The organism is Armatimonas sp. (assembly GCF_043760365.1).
Taxonomy (GTDB): Bacteria; Armatimonadota; Armatimonadia; order Armatimonadales; family Armatimonadaceae; genus Armatimonas.
Genome location: NZ_JAYUPA010000327.1, coordinates 1 through 15925, shown reverse-complemented (window position 1 = coordinate 15925; position 15925 = coordinate 1). Strand labels below are relative to the sequence as shown.

General features: G+C 59.6%; 16 protein-coding genes and 1 pseudogene. 8 read left to right on the top strand and 9 right to left on the bottom strand.

Translation table 11 applies throughout. The features are described 5' to 3' along the window. The 3 genes from ACH2EH_RS08005 to ACH2EH_RS07995 form a co-directional block, all read right to left on the bottom strand. The coding region (locus ACH2EH_RS08005; RefSeq protein ID WP_395140584.1) for a CotH kinase family protein at window positions 1-940 on the bottom strand (940 nt) is incomplete at its 3' end. 59 nt (window positions 941-999) lie between these two features. Next, window positions 1000-1887 (bottom strand): PEP-CTERM sorting domain-containing protein, encoded by an 888-nt coding sequence (locus ACH2EH_RS08000; RefSeq protein WP_395140582.1) that lies wholly within the window; start codon window positions 1885-1887, stop codon window positions 1000-1002. 160 nt (window positions 1888-2047) lie between these two features. Further along, window positions 2048-3673 (bottom strand): M20/M25/M40 family metallo-hydrolase, encoded by a 1626-nt coding sequence (locus tag ACH2EH_RS07995; RefSeq protein WP_395140580.1) that lies wholly within the window; start codon window positions 3671-3673, stop codon window positions 2048-2050. A gap of 39 nt (window positions 3674-3712) precedes the next feature. Here ACH2EH_RS07995 and ACH2EH_RS07990 point away from each other — a divergent pair, with 39 nt between their 5' ends. After that, window positions 3713-4105 carry a hypothetical protein gene (locus ACH2EH_RS07990; protein WP_395140578.1) on the top strand — a complete coding sequence of 131 codons (393 nt, stop codon included), beginning with the start codon at window positions 3713-3715 and terminating at the stop codon, window positions 4103-4105. A 2-nt stretch (window positions 4106-4107) separates the two neighbouring features. Beyond that, window positions 4108-4539, top strand: coding sequence for an HNH endonuclease (locus ACH2EH_RS07985; RefSeq protein WP_395140577.1), 432 nt, complete (start codon window positions 4108-4110; stop codon window positions 4537-4539). On the opposite strand, the gene ACH2EH_RS07980 is transcribed toward ACH2EH_RS07985, so the two are convergent. From ACH2EH_RS07980 to ACH2EH_RS07960, 5 genes are all read right to left on the bottom strand, one after another. Further along, a complete protein-coding gene (locus ACH2EH_RS07980; RefSeq protein WP_395140575.1) occupies window positions 4529-6004 on the bottom strand; it encodes a DUF1501 domain-containing protein in 1476 nt (491 codons plus the stop codon). The two genes, ACH2EH_RS07985 and ACH2EH_RS07980, sit on opposite strands and share 11 nt — an antisense overlap. 150 nt (window positions 6005-6154) lie before the next feature. Further along, window positions 6155-7255: a hypothetical protein gene (locus tag ACH2EH_RS07975; RefSeq protein ID WP_395140573.1), complete on the bottom strand. Its 1101-nt coding sequence runs from the start codon at window positions 7253-7255 to the stop codon at window positions 6155-6157. Continuing rightward, complete coding sequence (locus tag ACH2EH_RS07970; RefSeq protein WP_395140571.1) at window positions 7252-9966, bottom strand: DUF1549 and DUF1553 domain-containing protein; 2715 nt, start codon at window positions 9964-9966, stop codon at window positions 7252-7254. Before ACH2EH_RS07970 ends, ACH2EH_RS07975 begins: the two co-directional genes overlap by 4 nt. A 210-nt stretch (window positions 9967-10176) precedes the next feature. Continuing rightward, window positions 10177-10668, bottom strand: a complete 492-nt coding sequence (locus ACH2EH_RS07965) for a biotin/lipoyl-containing protein (RefSeq protein WP_395140569.1) — start codon at window positions 10666-10668, stop codon at window positions 10177-10179. Next, complete coding sequence (locus ACH2EH_RS07960) at window positions 10626-12116, bottom strand: acetyl/propionyl/methylcrotonyl-CoA carboxylase subunit alpha (protein ID WP_395140567.1); 1491 nt, start codon at window positions 12114-12116, stop codon at window positions 10626-10628. Before ACH2EH_RS07960 ends, ACH2EH_RS07965 begins: the two co-directional genes overlap by 43 nt. A gap of 131 nt (window positions 12117-12247) precedes the next feature. Here ACH2EH_RS07960 and ACH2EH_RS07955 point away from each other — a divergent pair, with 131 nt between their 5' ends. Beyond that, the gene (locus ACH2EH_RS07955) at window positions 12248-12655 is read left to right on the top strand and encodes a hypothetical protein (protein WP_395140566.1); all 408 of its coding nucleotides are present in this window, start codon (window positions 12248-12250) and stop codon (window positions 12653-12655) included. On the opposite strand, the gene ACH2EH_RS07950 is transcribed toward ACH2EH_RS07955, so the two are convergent. After that, a complete protein-coding gene (locus ACH2EH_RS07950) occupies window positions 12652-12909 on the bottom strand; it encodes a ferredoxin family protein (RefSeq protein ID WP_395140564.1) in 258 nt (85 codons plus the stop codon). The genes ACH2EH_RS07955 and ACH2EH_RS07950 overlap by 4 nt on opposite strands. A gap of 63 nt (window positions 12910-12972) precedes the next feature. Between ACH2EH_RS07950 and ACH2EH_RS07945 the strand changes: the two genes are divergently transcribed. From ACH2EH_RS07945 to ACH2EH_RS07925, 5 genes and pseudogenes are all read left to right on the top strand, one after another. Further along, window positions 12973-13635 carry a Crp/Fnr family transcriptional regulator gene (locus ACH2EH_RS07945; protein ID WP_395140562.1) on the top strand — a complete coding sequence of 221 codons (663 nt, stop codon included), beginning with the start codon at window positions 12973-12975 and terminating at the stop codon, window positions 13633-13635. A gap of 223 nt (window positions 13636-13858) precedes the next feature. Then, a pseudogene (locus ACH2EH_RS07940) lies at window positions 13859-14122 on the top strand (hypothetical protein); the annotation flags it as partial. Window positions 14123-14217: 95 nt separating this feature from the next. Further along, on the top strand, window positions 14218-14901 hold the full coding sequence (gene ung, locus ACH2EH_RS07935; protein WP_395140560.1) for a uracil-DNA glycosylase: 684 nt from the start codon (window positions 14218-14220) through the stop codon (window positions 14899-14901). Window positions 14902-15154: 253 nt separating this feature from the next. After that, on the top strand, window positions 15155-15685 hold the full coding sequence (locus ACH2EH_RS07930; protein WP_395140558.1) for a type VI secretion system tube protein Hcp: 531 nt from the start codon (window positions 15155-15157) through the stop codon (window positions 15683-15685). A gap of 38 nt (window positions 15686-15723) precedes the next feature. Further along, the coding region (locus ACH2EH_RS07925) for a ferredoxin family protein (RefSeq protein ID WP_395140556.1) at window positions 15724-15925 on the top strand (202 nt) is incomplete at its 3' end.

Here is a 15925-nt window from a genome sequence, read left to right as displayed (position 1 = left end):
CGATAGGGAAGCCGCCAAACGCCATGTTTAAGTCCCACGGCAGGTAGACGAATTTATTGGTTTTAGGATTGAGCCACAGATAGAAGTTATGGCCCATCGCGAACATATTGTCACCATTGGATGTCACCGCCGTGGCGGCTAAGAACTTCGCGAAGCCTTCGGTATCTAGAAAATTGCCGATCTCTTTCTGGAAAGTTGCCTCGTCGGACTGGTGCACGAGCTTGGCAAAGGCAATCAGACGTGCTTTCTCTTGTGCGGTTGGTTTGCCCTTGGGATCATAGCCTTTCTCGTAGCGCGCCCAGTCATCCCCCAGATAGGTTATACCGCCCCGTGCTCCCTCGGGCTTGAGGAGCATGCCCTCGCCCGTGTCGAAGTACTCCTTCAGAAAATTCGAGTCCACTTGCTGTGCCAGCGTGTAGAGCCCCAGCGACTTTTCCTCGCCCGCCAGTGTGAGCGACACTTTTGCCAGCGCGGTGCGCGGTGAGGGCAGGCCCATCCTGCGAAAAACCTCGTAGGCCAGGGTTTCCCGAATCTGAGTGCGATCTGAGAAGTTGTTGTTCAGATTGAGCTTGGTGATTCCCTGATGGCTCTGGTTCTTTACGTGCTGGTTAAAATCAATCTTAAAAGGCCGCTTGAGGCCACGTGAGCTGCTCATGTAGCTGGAGTTACCCTTGAAGCGCAGCCCGACCACATAGTCCTTGCCGTCCACCGTGACCGAGGACTTAATCTCCGGGAACTCCATGCCCATGCTGCCCGGAGCACCCGGCTGTCCTCGCGAGGGAGCCAGGTTGTCCCACTGCTCCTGTGTGAGCGTAAGCTGAATCGTATGCACCTGCGTCGGTACAAAAAACGCCGCGCCCGTCTTATCTTGTGCATGCGCCGATGCGCTAACCAGCGTCACAAATGTCGTCAGGGCAGTGAGAGGGTAGAGGATATTCATGCTTGGCAGTTTAGTTCGGCAAGATTAAGAGATCATGAAGCCGTGCTTGATTCGAAAATCTACTTTCGGCGGCGGCGTCCCAGGAGTCCGAGCAGACACAAAAAGAGTGTCCCCGGTTCGGGGACCGTGATCTGGGTAGCCAGTGTGGTTGGTGTGGTGATAATCCCCAAACTGGTGAAGGTCGTTGTGGAACTCGCGGAGAATGCTCCCCCGTTGTAGTCCTGGTTGATGGAGTTCCCCTGCTGCGAGGTCGCGATAATAAACCCGAGCGTGGTGTCCTGGTTGATCGAGATTGGGGTGGGGCGTCCGCTTCCCGCAGTGTTGAGGTTGTCCACCAGAGCCTGGAAGGGGATCGAGAAGCTCAGGAAATAATCCGTTCCTCCCCCGTCTACATCGAAGTTGGTTCCCGTGTAGTTGGCCGCGCCCACAGCAGCCCAGTTGTAGTTGCTGGCTGTGTGGGTGTAGGGTGAGGGGCTCAGGTCGGTACTGACAATCGAGGTGGTGCTCGGAGAGGTATTGCTGCCTGTACCGGGGTTCCGCAGCACATTCTGGGCGCTGCTTCCCTGGCGGTTCACCCCCGCGAAGATATCAACGGCACCATCGCTATTTGCATCAATCCCTACCCAGACATAGCCGCTGTAGTTGGCGGATTGGCTATCTTCAGCCACCCTGATGCGAAAGTAGAGGGTGCCATCCGTAAGGCTTCCCGCACTTGCCGGATCGAACGCTGTGTAAGCACTGGGAATCGTAGAAGTTCCCACCAGATCGGACTCACGCTGGCCCGTCTGCTGATCCACCGAGGGATCCGATGAGTTACCCCCACTGTACTGGATCGCGTTCCACAGGCTTGTGGAGCTAGTAATGAGCTGTGCCTGAGCGGAGAGAGGAAGAAGAAAAAGTGCCAGGGTAAAACAAATTCCCCGAATTGGAATATTTTTGAAGGGCATGCCATAGTTGTTGGTTGTTTTTAAACTAAGTTTAGTAAAACAAGTATTTCTACCTTATTGTCTGCTCCCCGAAGCTGAAACGGAATGGCCCGTCTCTGGCTGGACCTTGATCGCCCGCACGGATCGCCCCGGTTCATCGGGGCGATCTATGGGGGCGAGTCTACCGGCTCGAAGCTGCCAGTGTCGCTTTCATGGTGAGTGTCTGCTCGCCACGCTTAACGATAATTTCCACGACATCGCCGGGCTTGTAGTCCCCGAGAGCGAGGGTGTACTCCTGGACGTTTTTGATAACCCGTGCCCCAAATTTGACGATAATATCGCCCTTTTGCATTCCGGCTTTTTCGGCAGGAGAACCCGGACGAACGCCATCGAGCTGGACACCCTCGCCCTCGTAGCCGTAGGCGGGAATCGAGCCGAGCGAGACACGGAAGCGAGCGGGTTGCTCCTGCACGACGGTGATCTGCGTAAAGCCAGGCCGGTTGGGCGCGTCGGCGATCTCTCGTGCAGCACGTGCAACCAGCGTGAGCACTTTGGCCTCGCCCGGATAGTTGATCTTGTCGGCGGTGTCACTGGGGCGGTGGTAGTCGCCGTGTAGGCCGGTGAAGAAGAACAAGACGGGAATCTTGGCATTGTAAAACGACTGCTGGTCACTCGATCCAAACCCGGACTCAGAGCGCGAGAGCGAGAACTTCGCATCGGCGTTGAGCCTATCGAGAAGGGGGTTCCACTCTGGCGCGGTTCCGCTGCCCACGGCAATGAGCTTGTCTTGATCCAGCCGCCCGATCATGTCCATATTGACCATTGCGATGGTTTTCTCGATGGGGAGGAGCGGGTTTTTGACATAGTGCGCACTGCCCAGCAGGCCGAGCTCCTCGCCGGAGAAGCACATAAACAGAATCGAGCGCTTTGGTTTATTCTTTGCGAAATAGGCCGCCAGCTCTAAAACGCCTGCGGTTCCGGAGGCGTTGTCATCCGCGCCATGGTGAATGGCAGCAGCCTTGCTCTCCGCCAGTGAGTGCGTCCCGCCCAGTCCTAAGTGGTCCATGTGCGCCCCAATGACCAGAATTTCGTTCTTCAGCGCGGGGTCGGAGCCCTCAAGGAGTCCCAAAATATTCGCGCTCGTCTTGTTCTGCTTCTTGACCTCCGTCTGGAGCGTCGCGGTGAGCGGAGTATTCTTCGCCTTCCACGCCTCCACCACGCTCTTTCGCACCATGGCAATGGGCAGGCCCGCATCGGTGCCGTCGCCCTCCTCAAAGCGCAGGGCCGCATCTTCTGCGGACGCCACGATCAGCCCCGCTGCGCCTTTCTCACGAGCGACAATGGCTTTCTTACGAACCCCGCCCTCGCCGCCCGAGAACGCGACCGCTATTTTGCCCTTCACGTCCTGGGGGTATTCCAGCCCCTCCCCCACAAAGACGAGCTCGCCGGTAACTTCCCCGGAGGTGGATGTCGAGAGGGGCGAGGGCTCAAAGGTGTGCCCTGCGGCGTAGCGTCCAAAGCCGCTCACTTGCAGGCGGTTCTTGCTACCCTGCGCCACTCCGGCCGGGAACGAAAACGGCTGGAAGTAGCCTTTGGGAGCAATCGGCTTGAGTCCCGCCTTCTTAAACTGCTCCGCGATATACTTCGCCGCCGCCTCGTTGCCACGCGTCCCCGAGCCGCGCCCCGCGAGCGCATCGGAGGCCAAGTAAGTCACATGGCCTTTTACAGAATCGGGTGAGAAAGTCTGTGCCGAAGCAAATGAGCCCAGCGCAAGTGCAAGCGCAAGGGAGAGAGAGAAGCGTTTCATAGACAAGATTGTACCCATGCATTCTGATAAAATACAGCCATGACACTGAGCGTTGAGGTCGAACCGGCAATAGAGGATTCTTTAAGGCGTACGGCGCTTCAAGAAGGTATCTCCGTGGAGGAACTAATTCAGCGGTTTCTCAAACAGCAGTTTCCCAAAGACCGTACGTTACTCTCTGAGACAAAGTTGTTGGAGCGTATCAATCAAATCGAGACATGGAGTTTACATTCGCAGATCAAGGCACTCTGGGCGAAGCGTGAGCTAACGAAACTTACGGAGACAGAGGAGGCTCGACTTAGTGAACTCCAGGAGGCACTTAACACGACCAATACAGATCGCTGGGCTGATCTTGCGGAACTGGCACTCAGGCAAGGCAAGTCCTTGTTGGATCTGGCACAGGAGCTTGGACTTTCTCGCGCTGAAGTTCACTAAGCATGTCACAGACTTACATTACCCAAGCGCTGCGGCGTGAGGTGATCACTCGTGCGGAGAGCCGATGCGAATATTGCAAAGCGCTGATGGGAATGGGAACGGATCTCTTTGCGATAGAGCATATCATCCCCGAAAAAGCGGGTGGGCTGACAATTTTAACCAACCTTGCTCTGGCCTGCTCCAGTTGCAATACATTTAAGGGGAGTGCCCTCACGGGTAAAGACCCGATCACGGAGCAGATCATGGTACTTTTCCATCCACGTCAGGATGGCTGGCCGAAGCATTTTCTCTGGAGCGACGATGCCCTCCGTATCATTGGCATCACCCCTACAGGGCGGGCGACGGTTGCACTTTTGCGTATGAACCAGCAATCACTGATCAACTTGCGCCAGTTGTTGCGAGATGCTGGTCTGCATCCACCTGCTACACAATAAGCTTCTTCTCGACATTGCCAAACACATCGGTGAGGCGGAAGTCGCGGCCCTGGAAGCGGTAGGTGAGCTTGGTGTGGTCTATCCCGAGTAGGTGTAGGATCGTCGCTTGCAGATCGTGACCATCCATGGGGTCTTTCACCGGGTTGTAGGCGAAGTCATCGCTGGCTCCGTGGACGTAGCCGCCTTTGAAGCCTCCGCCGCACGCCCAGAGACTATAGACCGAGCCCAGATGATCGCGGCCATAGGTCGGCTTTGTCATATCGCCCTGCACAAATGGGGTGCGCCCAAACTCGCTGGCCCAGAGCACAATCGTATCGTCAAGAAGCCCACGCTCTTTCAAGTCCATAATCAGCGCCGCCGACGGCTGATCGGTGTCGCGGCACTGCTCGGCAAGCTGAGTCGGTAGGTTGCCGTGCTGGTCCCAGCCAGAGTGCATGAGCTGGACAAAGCGCACGCCGCGCTCTAAAAGCCGCCGCGCCAGGAGGCAGTTTCTCGCGTAGCTGCCGGGCCGGTTCACATCCGGACCGTAGCGCTCCAGAGTGTGGGCGGGCTCTTTGCCAATGTCCAGTAAGTCCGGCACCGATGTCTGCATTTTATACGCAAGCTCGTATTGTGAGATGCGCGTCTCGATCTCCGGGTCGCCGTACTCACTTAAATGCTGGGCATTGAGCGCTCCAATATCATCGAGCTGTTTGCGTCGCAGCCCGGAAGGCAAGCCATCGGGGTTTTTCAGGTAGAGCACCGGCTCGCCCTCGCTGCGAAAGCGCACTCCCTGGAACTTGGAGGGCAGAAAGCCACTGCCCCAGTAGTAGTCGTAGAAGAGCTGCCCACACGTGCGGCCCCTATCCGTCGAGGTCATCACAACAAACGAGGGCAGGTCTTTGTTCATGCTTCCCAGCCCATAGGTCGCCCACGCGCCCATACTCGGGCGGCCCGGCACCTGTGAGCCCGTCATCAGAAACGTCACGCCCGGTGCATGGTTCACGGCCTCGGTGTGCATCGAGTTGATCAGGCTAATATCATCCGCAAGGCTTCCAATGTGTGGGATCAGCTCCGAGAGCATCATCCCGGATTTCCCATACGCCTTGAACGGCTTATGAGCGGGCAGGATTGGGAAGGTCTTCAGGCCACTGGTCATGGTCGAGAGGCGCGTTCCCTTGCGAACGGAGTCCGGCAAGTTCGTCCCGCGTAGCTTCTCCAGCCCCGGCTTGTAGTCGAATAAGTCCACGTGCGACGGTGCACCGCCCTGCCAGAGCACCACGACGCGCTTGGCTTTGGCCCCCGCGTTTCTTACCTCCCCCGGCCTCATTCCTCGGCCACCCCCTCCGGCTTCGCGAAGGGGGGCGGCTTGAGCGGTTTCTTCGCCGAGCAGGCTTGCCAGCGCGGCCATCCCGATTCCGGTGGCGCTCTTTCCAAAAAACTGTCGGCGGGTAATGCCGAGATCACGTTCAAATTCCGGGTTCATATCTTACGCTCCCGCCGGTTGAAAACCGGCGTCTGCAATGGCGCTTCGCGCCGCAAAGCCCGTTCCGGGCTACCGAACATACTCCCAGCCCGGCACGGGCTTTGCGGCTGAGGGACGAAGCCACTGGCGACGCCTAATTCCATTGGGCGGCTATATCCTCTCCAGCTTCAAAAGTGGCTGGTCGCCCGAGTCGAACTGCCCGACATAGAGGCTATCGTCGGGGCCGATAATGGCGTCATGGGGGCGGCGAAACGGGGTGTCGGGCAGAGTCTCCATGGGCTTGAGCTTACCCGTTTTGTCGTACTCGGGCTTGGTGCCGCCGATATTAGCCAGCACTTTAAAGTTCGCATCGAGAATAGAGACGTAGCCGGGGACATTGCGATCTTGCGGCCACTTGCCGCCCAAGTGCCCGACTACCCAGAGTTTCTCGTTCGCGTTGTTCCACGGACGCAGCATGCGCGGGTCGGAGCCAGGGAGTGTCCATTCACCGAGCTTCTTGCCGCCCACGCTCCAGCGGGCGATACTGCGCTGGTCGCTCATGGCGATGAGAAGCGTGTCTTTGTCAGCGTAGCCGCCGTGCGGCCCCCAGTGCGGAATCCCGCCCTCGTTGCCACCGAAGAAACCGACGTACTTTCCGTTTTTATCGTAGCGGATGACGTAGTCCTTGCCGTAGCCATCTAGAACGCAGAACGAGCCATCGGGCAGGTGGAGCGTCCACGACGGCTTGTACTCGTCGGCGCTCTTGTACTTGCCTGTCTCTTTGGGCCAGCCCCACTCGGCGAGCACCTCGCCCTGGAGCGTCGTCTTGAGAATCCGGTGCGTGTTCAGGCAAGTGAGATAGAGCACTTGGCGGCGGTTTTCCTCGACTATCGAGAGCCCGTGCCCACCCGTCAGCCCGAGGTTTTTCTGGTGCACCACACGGCCCGTCGCCGGATCAAAGACCAGCAAGTTGGCGTCGGCATGGTCGGTCAGCAAGTGGAGATAGCCACTTTTGTCAAAGACCAGCCCGTGGCCGTTCTTGATGGGTAGGCTCGCGGGTTTTGCCCAGCCTGGGACGATGCGCCAATTGAACTCGCCTGGCTGGAACCCACCCGGCTTCGCTCGTTCCTCACTCCGCCACCCTCCCTCAGGGCAGGGAGGGTCGTGTGCTGGGCTGGGTGAGCTAATTCCCCCCTTCCCGGGTACCCTCTGGGTGCTGAGGGAAGGGGCAGGGGGATGGGTTCGGGGAAGGGGGCAGGGGGATGGGTTCATTCTTTTGTCAGTGCCTCATCTAAATTAAAGATCGAGAGGCACACTTGAGCCAGCGCGGCGTCCTCTGCAACTGCTAAGTTTGAGTTGCGCTTGCTCTCGCCTATCGCCAGAAACGCTTTGGCTTGCTCGGGCTCCAGCTCGTAGGCCACTTTTGTGCGCTCGTAGCTGCTGCGTAGAATTGCCAACTCTTTAGCCGACGGGCGACGGGAGCAGATGCGGCGGAAGGCGTTGCTCAGGCGCTTGTCGGTGGCGGCAGTCTCTAGCATGAGTTTTTCGGCGAGCACGCGGCTGGCCTCCACCCAGGTAATGTCGTTGAGGGTGGTGAGGGCGTGGAGCGGGGTACTGGTGAGCGATGCCCGCACTTTACAGGCTTGCCTTGTCGAGGCATCAAACATATTGCCCGGCCCGACCGTGCGCCGCCAGAAGGTGTAGAGGCTACGGCGGTAGAGATCAGAGCCGGTGGACTGCGGGTAGCTAAAGTCGCGCTCCTTGGTGATAGAGAGGCTGTCCCAGATGCCCTTGGGCTGGTACGGGTAGACCGGCTTGCCGCCTATTTTGTCGTTGAGCAACCCAGACGTTGCCAGTGCCACATCCCGCAAGATCAGCGAGGGGAGCCGAAACCGTGCGCCACGGGCCAGGAGGCGATTTTCGGGGTCGCGACGGCGTAGCTCGGGCGTGATTTTACTGGACTGCTTGTAGGTCTGGCTGGTGAGAACTTGCTTCACCAAGCGCTTGACATCCCAGCCGGAGTCCATGAACTCGGCAGAGAGCCAGTCGAGTAGCTCGGGATGTGAGGGCTTCTCCCCCAATAATCCGAAGTTTTCACTGGTTTTCACTAAGCCGATACCAAAGAACTGCTGCCAGAGCCGATTCACAAAGACCCGCGCTGTGAGCGGATTCTCACGGCTCACCAGCCAGCGTGCCATATCAAGACGGTTGCCGTTGACCGTCCCCAGGTAGGTTGGCGTCCCACACGTCACTTCCTCTTTAGGGGAGAGATACTGCCCTCGGTCGAGAATATGGGTTACTCTTGGTCTGGCATCGGACATGACCATCACGCGCGGCAGGCTCGCCTGGAGCGCATCCCGCTCCTTGGTGATCGCTACGACTTTCTCTTTTGCTGCCGTCAGCTCGGGCGCGGCGCTGGTGCCTGGCTTGAAGTAAAAGCCGGACGCGCCGCCCCCGTTGACGATCTTGACGATTAGTGTGTTTGCGCCGGGCTGAAGTGTAGCGCTCACGCGCTCCTGATCGGGAAGCACGCCGCGGGTAATTTTCTTCGCCAGCACTTGCTTACCATTCACCCAGACTTTAAGGGCATCGTCGCTGCCAAAGCTCAGGGGAAGTGTGGTCGCCGTTGTCACGCTCAGTGTCCGGACGAGATAGTGCGCCGTGTTATCGGTGTCGGGGAGTGTCTGGGAAGTGCCCTCCGCCCACTCCGGGCGCTCCGTGCCACCGGTCAGCTCGGCGAGTGGTTTGTCGGTGTCGAACGCGGCATCGAAGCTCGTTGCACTCACGCTTGCGGCCAGCTTCCAGGGCGAGAGACTTGTGGCGATGAGGCCGGGCTGAGGGAGCGCTTCCAGTCGCTTCACCTCGGCAGTTGCGCTCCTGAGATCAATGGCAAACTGCCCGAGCTTTTTGCGTTGCTGCTCATTTTCCGTCACCGTGATCGCGGGATCGGCGATTCGGTACTGCCCGCCGCCCGATGGTGTCCCGGTCTCGGGGACATTGTTGAAGTAGGCGAAGAACTTGTAGTAGTCGCGCTGGCTGATCGGGTCGTATTTATGGTCGTGGCACTGGGCGCAGGCCATGGTGAGCCCCATCCAGGTGGTTGATGTCACATCCACCCGGTCGAACAAGATCACATTGCGCTGTTCCTCGGCAATCGCGCCACCCTCGCCATTGAGCAAGTGGCAGCGGTTAAAGCCCGTCGCGATCTGCTGGTCTTGCGTCGCGTTTGGCAGTAGATCCCCCGCGAGCTGCTCTACCGTAAACACATCGAAGCGCTTGTTGCTATTGAACGCCTTCACCACCCAGTCCCGCCAGACGTACTGGAACGTGTCACCGTCTTGCTGGAAGCCGTTTGAGTCCGCGTAGCGCGCGGCGTCAAGCCACGGCAGTGCCATCCGCTCTCCGTAGTGTGGCGAGGCAAGAAGTTTATCAATAAGTCGCTCGTAGGCACCGGGGCGCGTGTCGGCTAGAAACGCATCCGCTTCCTGCGGCGTCGGTGGCAGGCCCGTGAGATCCAGCGTCACCCGGCGCAACAGCGTCACTTTATCGGCCTGCGGTGCAAAACTTAGCTTCTCTTTGACGAGCCGCGCTTTCACGAAGCTATCAATTCCGCTCACTTCAACGGGCGGCTCTAGCGGGCGCTTCACCGGAACATAGGCCCAGTGTTTTGCCTCCCGTAGTGCACTCTCCCAGCCTGCAATGACTGTCTGCTTCTGCGCGGAGAGCACCGGGGCACCAAGCGGCATCCGATCTTTGCCGCCCTCGCCGCGCACGCGCTCGACAATGCGCTTGGCCTGCGCGGGCGTCAGCGTGCTTTCCAGGCTCAGGCCGCCTTGCTTCTGCTCGGCATTGTGGCAGGGGAGGCAATCGGTCTTAAAGATCGCCGTCGGGTCGGTGGATTGCTTTGTGGCGGGTTTTTGGGCCACTGCCAGCGAGCCTGCCACCAGCAACGGCGCTATCCCGATCCAGATTCGTGAACGCATGCTAGTTCTTTGTGCGTGGGGGGCGGGTTTTCCTTCCCACAGGCAGAAGATGAATCTTCGCTCCCATGAACGGGAGCGTCTTGTTGTCCTCGTGCCTCCGACACAAAGGGCGTGCCGCCCATCCGAATCTCTATGGCTGCTTGCAGCCTTCGTGTCGCGAAGCGACAATATCACGCCCCCGTTCATGGGGGCGATTATTCATGGGGGCGATTAGAGGGGCGACTGTTCGATCTCCACGAGCACGGCTCCGTGCTCGACGCGATCTTTTTTGGCCACATGGACGGCAGTGACCGTTCCGGCAAACGGGGCTTCCAGAGTGGCGAGAACTTTCATGGCCTCCACAATGGCGAGAGGCTGGTAGGCTTCCACGGTTTGCCCGACGGCCACTAGTACGTCCGCAACGACGCCGGTCATGGGGGCGCTCAGGCTGCCGGATTTCTTGGCGCTGGTGCGTCGCCGACCGGGAGTCACCGGGGTGAAGGCGAAGCTGCGGCCCTGCCAGCTTACCCAGACCGTGCCGCGCTCGTCTTGGACAACCGGGACGGCGACGGTGCGCCCCGCCTGCTGGAGCTCAATGTCGCCGCTGGGGAGCACTCGCGTGGTGGTGTCTGCACCGGGCGTACTTGCCTCGATTTCTTCGTCGTTGTAGAGCCACTTGGTCATGCGGATTTCGTATTTCTCCAACTGTCTGTGGTTCGCCATCCGTAAAATTCCCCCTTCGCGGAGCCGGAGGGGGGCAGGGGGGAGGCCGAACGCGGCGTAAGCGCTCCCAGCGCCATTAACACCTCCTCGGGGATCTCCGTGTTGGGTTTCCAGCCCGTAAATCGTTCGGGGAGAAAGCCCGTGTGGAGCTCTCCGGAGATAAAGGCAGGATTGGCGAGAATGGCGCGCAAGTACTCGATATTGGTGGTCACTCCCAGCGCGACGAACTCAGAGAGGGCAAGGTCTAGCCGGGCGAGAGCGGCGGTGCGATCCGGGCCGTAGGCGATCACTTTGGCGAGCATGGGGTCGTAGAATGGCGGAATTTCCATACCCTCGGTGTAGCCCGAGTCCACGCGAATCCCCGGCCCACTCGGCTCCCGCCAGCGCCGCAGTGTTCCCAGCGACGGCAAAAATCCCGTTGCTGGATCTTCGGCATAGATACGCGCCTCGATACAGTGGCCGCGTGACGGAATCTGCTCCTGCGTGAGCGGCAGTGGCTCGCCGCGCGCGACGGCGATTTGCCAAGCCACCAAGTCCGTGCCCGTGATGCTCTCGGTGACGGGGTGCTCCACTTGCAAGCGCGTGTTCACTTCCAGGAAGTAGAAGCTGTCGCCCGAGACGAGAAACTCCACCGTCCCGGCTCCGACATAGCCCGCCGCCTTCCCCGCTAGCACGGCGGCAGCGGCCATCTGTGCCCGTAGTGCGGGAGTGAGGCCCGGTGACGGCGACTCCTCGATGATTTTCTGGTGCCGCCGCTGGATGCTGCACTCGCGCTCAAATAGATGCACGACATTGCCGTGCGTGTCTCCAAAAATCTGGAATTCGATGTGACGAGGCTTGAGTACATACTTTTCGAGCAGCACCCGATCCTCGCCAAACGCGGCTTTGGCCTCGCGCCGCGCTTCGGAAAGCTGGGGCAGAAAGTCCGTAAGCGTGTCCACGCGCCGCATCCCGCGCCCGCCGCCGCCCGCCGAGGCTTTGATGAGCAGCGGTGTGCCTATCTTCTGCGCCTCCGCTTGCAGTAAATCATCGTCTTGGTTGTCGCCGTTGTAGCCGGGGACACACGGGACGCCCGCTGCCTGCATGGTGTTTTTCGCGCCGATCTTGTCTCCCAGTGCACGGATCACCCTGCCCGGCGGCCCCACAAAGGTCACTCCCGCTGCGGCGCAGGCATCGGCAAAGGCGGCGTTTTCCGAGAGAAAGCCGTAGCCCGGATGCACCGCGTCGGCCCTGAGCGTCCTTGCCGCCTCCAGAACCAGCTCGCTACGAAGATAGCTCTCGCTCGCGGGGCCAGGGCCCAAACAAACAGCGGCATCAGCTAGGCGGACGTGCGGGGCATCGCGGTCGGCGTCGGAGTAGACCGCAACCGGCGAAATCCCTAGCTCTCGGCAAGCGCGAATCACTCGGACGGCGATCTCTCCTCGATTGGCAATCAGCAGTCTTTGCATGATGCAGGGATTGTACCCGGCTCTCGCAAATTCCCAACACCACTCATAAGAAACCTAAGCCCTCACCGACGGCTTACAAAGAGCTACTCTGGTGGGAAGGAGGTACCGCCGACGAGCCCGAGAGCTGGCTGGTGGCGCTCGTGAAAGGGGAGAAGATCCTCCAGCTCTCCGCGATGGGCGCGGGCTACGTGCTTTCCACGGGGATCTCTACCCTCAGCGACTTCACGAAAGTCCGCAAAGCCTACCCGAAGCTCGCGGTGCACGCGGGCTACTTCGGCTCCGAGGACGAGCCGGGTTACGTGGGGTACTTCTTCGACGATCCCCGGAATGGTGTCGCGTTCACAATTGGCACCCAGGACGATATCTCCACCTACAACGGCTTGCCGAAAAGCTCCCCGGAGAGTATTGTGGTGCACCCGGTGCGGCAAAAAGTGCTGCGGATCGAGCACGGCCTGGTCGGGTTGGAGGAGAAGCCACTGGGCGAGACCTCCAAGCGCATCGCTGCCTGGTTCGCGGGGGGGACACTCAAGCCGCTCTAAGCGCTGGCAAAATAAGCGGCGTTTCGCACAATCGAGTCGAGCCATTTTTCGGGCACTTCATCGTCGGTGAAAATCGCATCCACGGGGCACTCGGGCTCGCAGAGGCCGCAGTTGCAGCACTCGTCGGGGTTGATGAAAAGTTGCGTGTCACTGTCGCCACCCTGAATGCAGTCCACCGGGCAGACCGCAACACAAGACTTATCTTTGACGCCGATGCAGGGATCGGCGATGACATAGAACGAATTTTTTTGCATGCTGTCAGCCTACCGCCGCGCCTCTGGCCCTGTCCGTGACTTTTGTCATAGAATGCAAGAACGATGACCCGAGAAGAAGCACTGCGCCGCGTTGTTTTCCTCAGAGATACCCCCGAGGCCGCTGTTGCCGCGCTGCTGGTTGCAGGTACGGTGCAGACTCTAAGCGAGGGCGAGGTGCTCTTCTTTGAGTCGGAGCCGTCGCACGGGCTACTGGTTGTCTTAGAGGGCGCCCTGAAAGAGAGCAAGAACGATGCACGGGGGCGGGAGCTGATCCTTGCGATCCACAAGCCCGGAGCCAGTGTCGCAGAATTACCCCTCTTCGATGGCGGGAACCATCCCACGCAGGCCGTTGCGCTTGCCACCCCAACTCGCGTTTTTCGCGTCGCTCGCCCCGCTTTTGATGCCGTTCTGGAGCGCCACCCCACACTGGCGCGAGGCGCACTTAGGGCGCTCGCCATCCAGCAACGCAAGCTCCTGGAGATGCTCAAGGCACAGGCGCTCCACACCGTTCGCTCCCGCCTGGCCGCCTACTTGCTGGCGCAAGACACCCCCAGTTTTACGCTGCCCGAGACCAACGAGAGCATCGCCGCGCAAGTCGGCACCGTCCGCGAGGTGATCTCTCGCACCCTGCACCAGCTTGCGGATCTGGGGCATCTCACGCTCGCGGGCCGCACGATCACGCTTCTTGACCGCGCGGCGCTGGAGAAAATCTCCGATGGGCAATGATCTAACGCCGGGGCCTGAAAGGCCCCATCTTAGCGACGCTGCGCGTCAAGCGGCCCGTGGCCGCGTTGATTTGGGTGTGGCCACGGCCTGGAACAACAAAGGAATCCCACTGGATCTGGCGAAACTGTCTCCATGCCTTCTGCCTCTCACCGAGCGGGCAGGTTACCAGGAGCACTTCCGCGCACTGTGCTCCTTTCTTGGGCAGCGCACTCCCACGGAAGCCGACTCGCCCACCGTCAAGGCCATCGCCGACGCTGCCCGACGCTTGGTGGAGCTGCGGGGCAACTGGCTGAATCCGCCCGATCTGCCGGGCGACGAGCTGAAGAAACGTACGCTCACGAACCTCTACAACGCCCGTCCCGCGTGGCTGGCGACGGCGCACCGGAAGCTCGACGAAGCCGCTGCCTACGGCTGGAGCGAGCCGCTGGAAGGCGACGAGATTTTGGAGAAGCTGCTCGCGCTGAACCAGCAGCGGGCGGGGAAGTAAATCAAGCGCGGGCTCGGCCCGCTTCGCCGCAGGCGGCCCAGAGGTGGCCTTTCAGGCCGCATCCGCCCACACCCCTCTTTGGGTAGTATAGAGGCATGGATACCACAACCCTTGCCCTGGACTGGCAGGCCGCGCTGGCCGCTGAGTTTTCCGCTCCGTACTTCACCGCCCTCACCGAGTTTGTCGCTGCCGAGCGCGCTGTGCATCCGGGCGCGGTCTTTCCCGCCGAGGACGAGGTTCTAAATGCGCTGAAGCTCACCGCGCTCGCCGACGTGAAAGTGTTTATTTTAGGCCAAGACCCGTACCCGACGCGCGGCCACGCCCACGGTCTGGCGTTCTCGGTTCAGCCCACGGTGAAGCCGCTCCCGGCATCGCTACGTAATATCGCCAAAGAGCTGGAGAGCGATTTGGGGATCCCTAAACCGATGTCGGGGAGCCTGGTGCCTTGGGCTAAGCAGGGCGTTCTGCTGCTCAACACTGTGCTCACCGTGCGTGAGGGTGAGGCCAACTCGCACCAGAAACGCGGCTGGGAAAAATTCACCGATGCCGTGATCCGCGCCGTCAGCGACGCCAGCTCGGAGCGCGTGGTCTTTATTCTCTGGGGCAAGCCCGCCCAGAGGAAAACGGAGCTAATTGATGCCAGCAAGCACACGATCCTCAAGTCTGCGCACCCGTCGCCTCTGTCGGCCAGCACGGGGTTCTTTGGCAGTAAACCGTTCTCTCAGGCCAACGCCGCCCTAAAAGCCGCCGGGCGCACGGAGATTGACTGGAAATTATGATTGCAAAAAAATAGGTTGAGCCTTTTGCACGAATTGCTCCCCGCCGACAACCGCCGATTGAAATCGGCGTCTAAGAGCCTCGTTCCTCGGCTACGAAGTCGCTCCGCGACTGAGAACTTAGGAGATCGGTAGTCGCGGAGCGACTTTTTGGCCGAAGGCCCCCAGACGCCCCCTTTAAGTGGGCGGATAACGATTCATGCAAAAAAACTTGGCAATAAATTAATCTTGCGGTAGTTAGTGGTACAATCCGAACATGAACAAACGACAATTTTTCTCTCTGGCCGGCGCATTTCTTGCCCTGGCGTTGCCGTGCCGCGCAGCGGACACTATCTTCCTAGATCTCAAGATAAATAATGTGAAGTACGAAGGAACGTCGAAGCTGAGAGGCTTTGAAAAGCGCATTGAGTGCGGGAGTTTACAACAGAATTTTGCCGCGCCTGGGCCGGGTGCGGTGCGACCCAATCCTCGCGCTGAGGGAGGCGTGACCCTGACCATCACGAAACTTCATGATGTGAACAGCCCACAACTCATTCAGGCTTTCCTTGAGGGGCTTGCTATTGAGGGGAAGTTCTCCTTCGTGAAGATCAATCAAGATAAAGCTGACGAGTACTACACTATTGATGGTAAGCGGGGACGTGTGACCGAATTTGCTATGAGTGCAGGTGGTGGTGCGCCGGGTGAAAGTATCACCCTTACCTTCTCGGAGGTCACCTGGACCTCCACGCCTATGGACGACAAGGGGAAAACAGCAGGTAAGCCCATCGTCTACTCATACAAGAAGTAAGCGTTGCATGTGGGGGAGGGGCGCGGTAGAATTGACCCATGCCCTACGTGATTGCCGAGCCCTGCGTCGGCGTAAAAGATAAGTCCTGTGTTGCGGTCTGCCCGGTGGATTGTATCCACGGAGGCGACGATGACAACCAGCTCTTTATTGACCCGGTTGAGTGCATTGACTGCGGCCTCTGCGAACCAGAGTGCCCTGTGGATGCGATTTTTATGGATGACGAAGTGCCTGAGAAATGGT

Bases quoted from the DNA above. Each gene is read 5' to 3' on its own strand.
- ACH2EH_RS07950 (WP_395140564.1), bottom strand. From the start codon at position 12,909: ATGCAAAAAAATTCGTTCTATGTCATCGCCGATCCCTGCATCGGCGTC.
- ACH2EH_RS07970 (WP_395140571.1), bottom strand. From the start codon at position 9,966: ATGCGTTCACGAATCTGGATCGGGATAGCGCCGTTGCTGGTGGCAGGC.
- ACH2EH_RS07960 (WP_395140567.1), bottom strand. From the start codon at position 12,116: ATGCAAAGACTGCTGATTGCCAATCGAGGAGAGATCGCCGTCCGAGTG.
- ACH2EH_RS07990 (WP_395140578.1), top strand. From the start codon at position 3,713: ATGACACTGAGCGTTGAGGTCGAACCGGCAATAGAGGATTCTTTAAGG.
- ACH2EH_RS07975 (WP_395140573.1), bottom strand. From the start codon at position 7,255: ATGAACCCATCCCCCTGCCCCCTTCCCCGAACCCATCCCCCTGCCCCT.
- ACH2EH_RS07945 (WP_395140562.1), top strand. From the start codon at position 12,973: ATGACCCGAGAAGAAGCACTGCGCCGCGTTGTTTTCCTCAGAGATACC.
- ACH2EH_RS08000 (WP_395140582.1), bottom strand. From the start codon at position 1,887: ATGCCCTTCAAAAATATTCCAATTCGGGGAATTTGTTTTACCCTGGCA.
- ACH2EH_RS07980 (WP_395140575.1), bottom strand. From the start codon at position 6,004: ATGAACCCGGAATTTGAACGTGATCTCGGCATTACCCGCCGACAGTTT.
- ACH2EH_RS07995 (WP_395140580.1), bottom strand. From the start codon at position 3,673: ATGAAACGCTTCTCTCTCTCCCTTGCGCTTGCACTTGCGCTGGGCTCA.
- ACH2EH_RS07985 (WP_395140577.1), top strand. From the start codon at position 4,108: ATGTCACAGACTTACATTACCCAAGCGCTGCGGCGTGAGGTGATCACT.
- ung (WP_395140560.1), top strand. From the start codon at position 14,218: ATGGATACCACAACCCTTGCCCTGGACTGGCAGGCCGCGCTGGCCGCT.
- ACH2EH_RS07965 (WP_395140569.1), bottom strand. From the start codon at position 10,668: ATGGCGAACCACAGACAGTTGGAGAAATACGAAATCCGCATGACCAAG.
- ACH2EH_RS07930 (WP_395140558.1), top strand. From the start codon at position 15,155: ATGAACAAACGACAATTTTTCTCTCTGGCCGGCGCATTTCTTGCCCTG.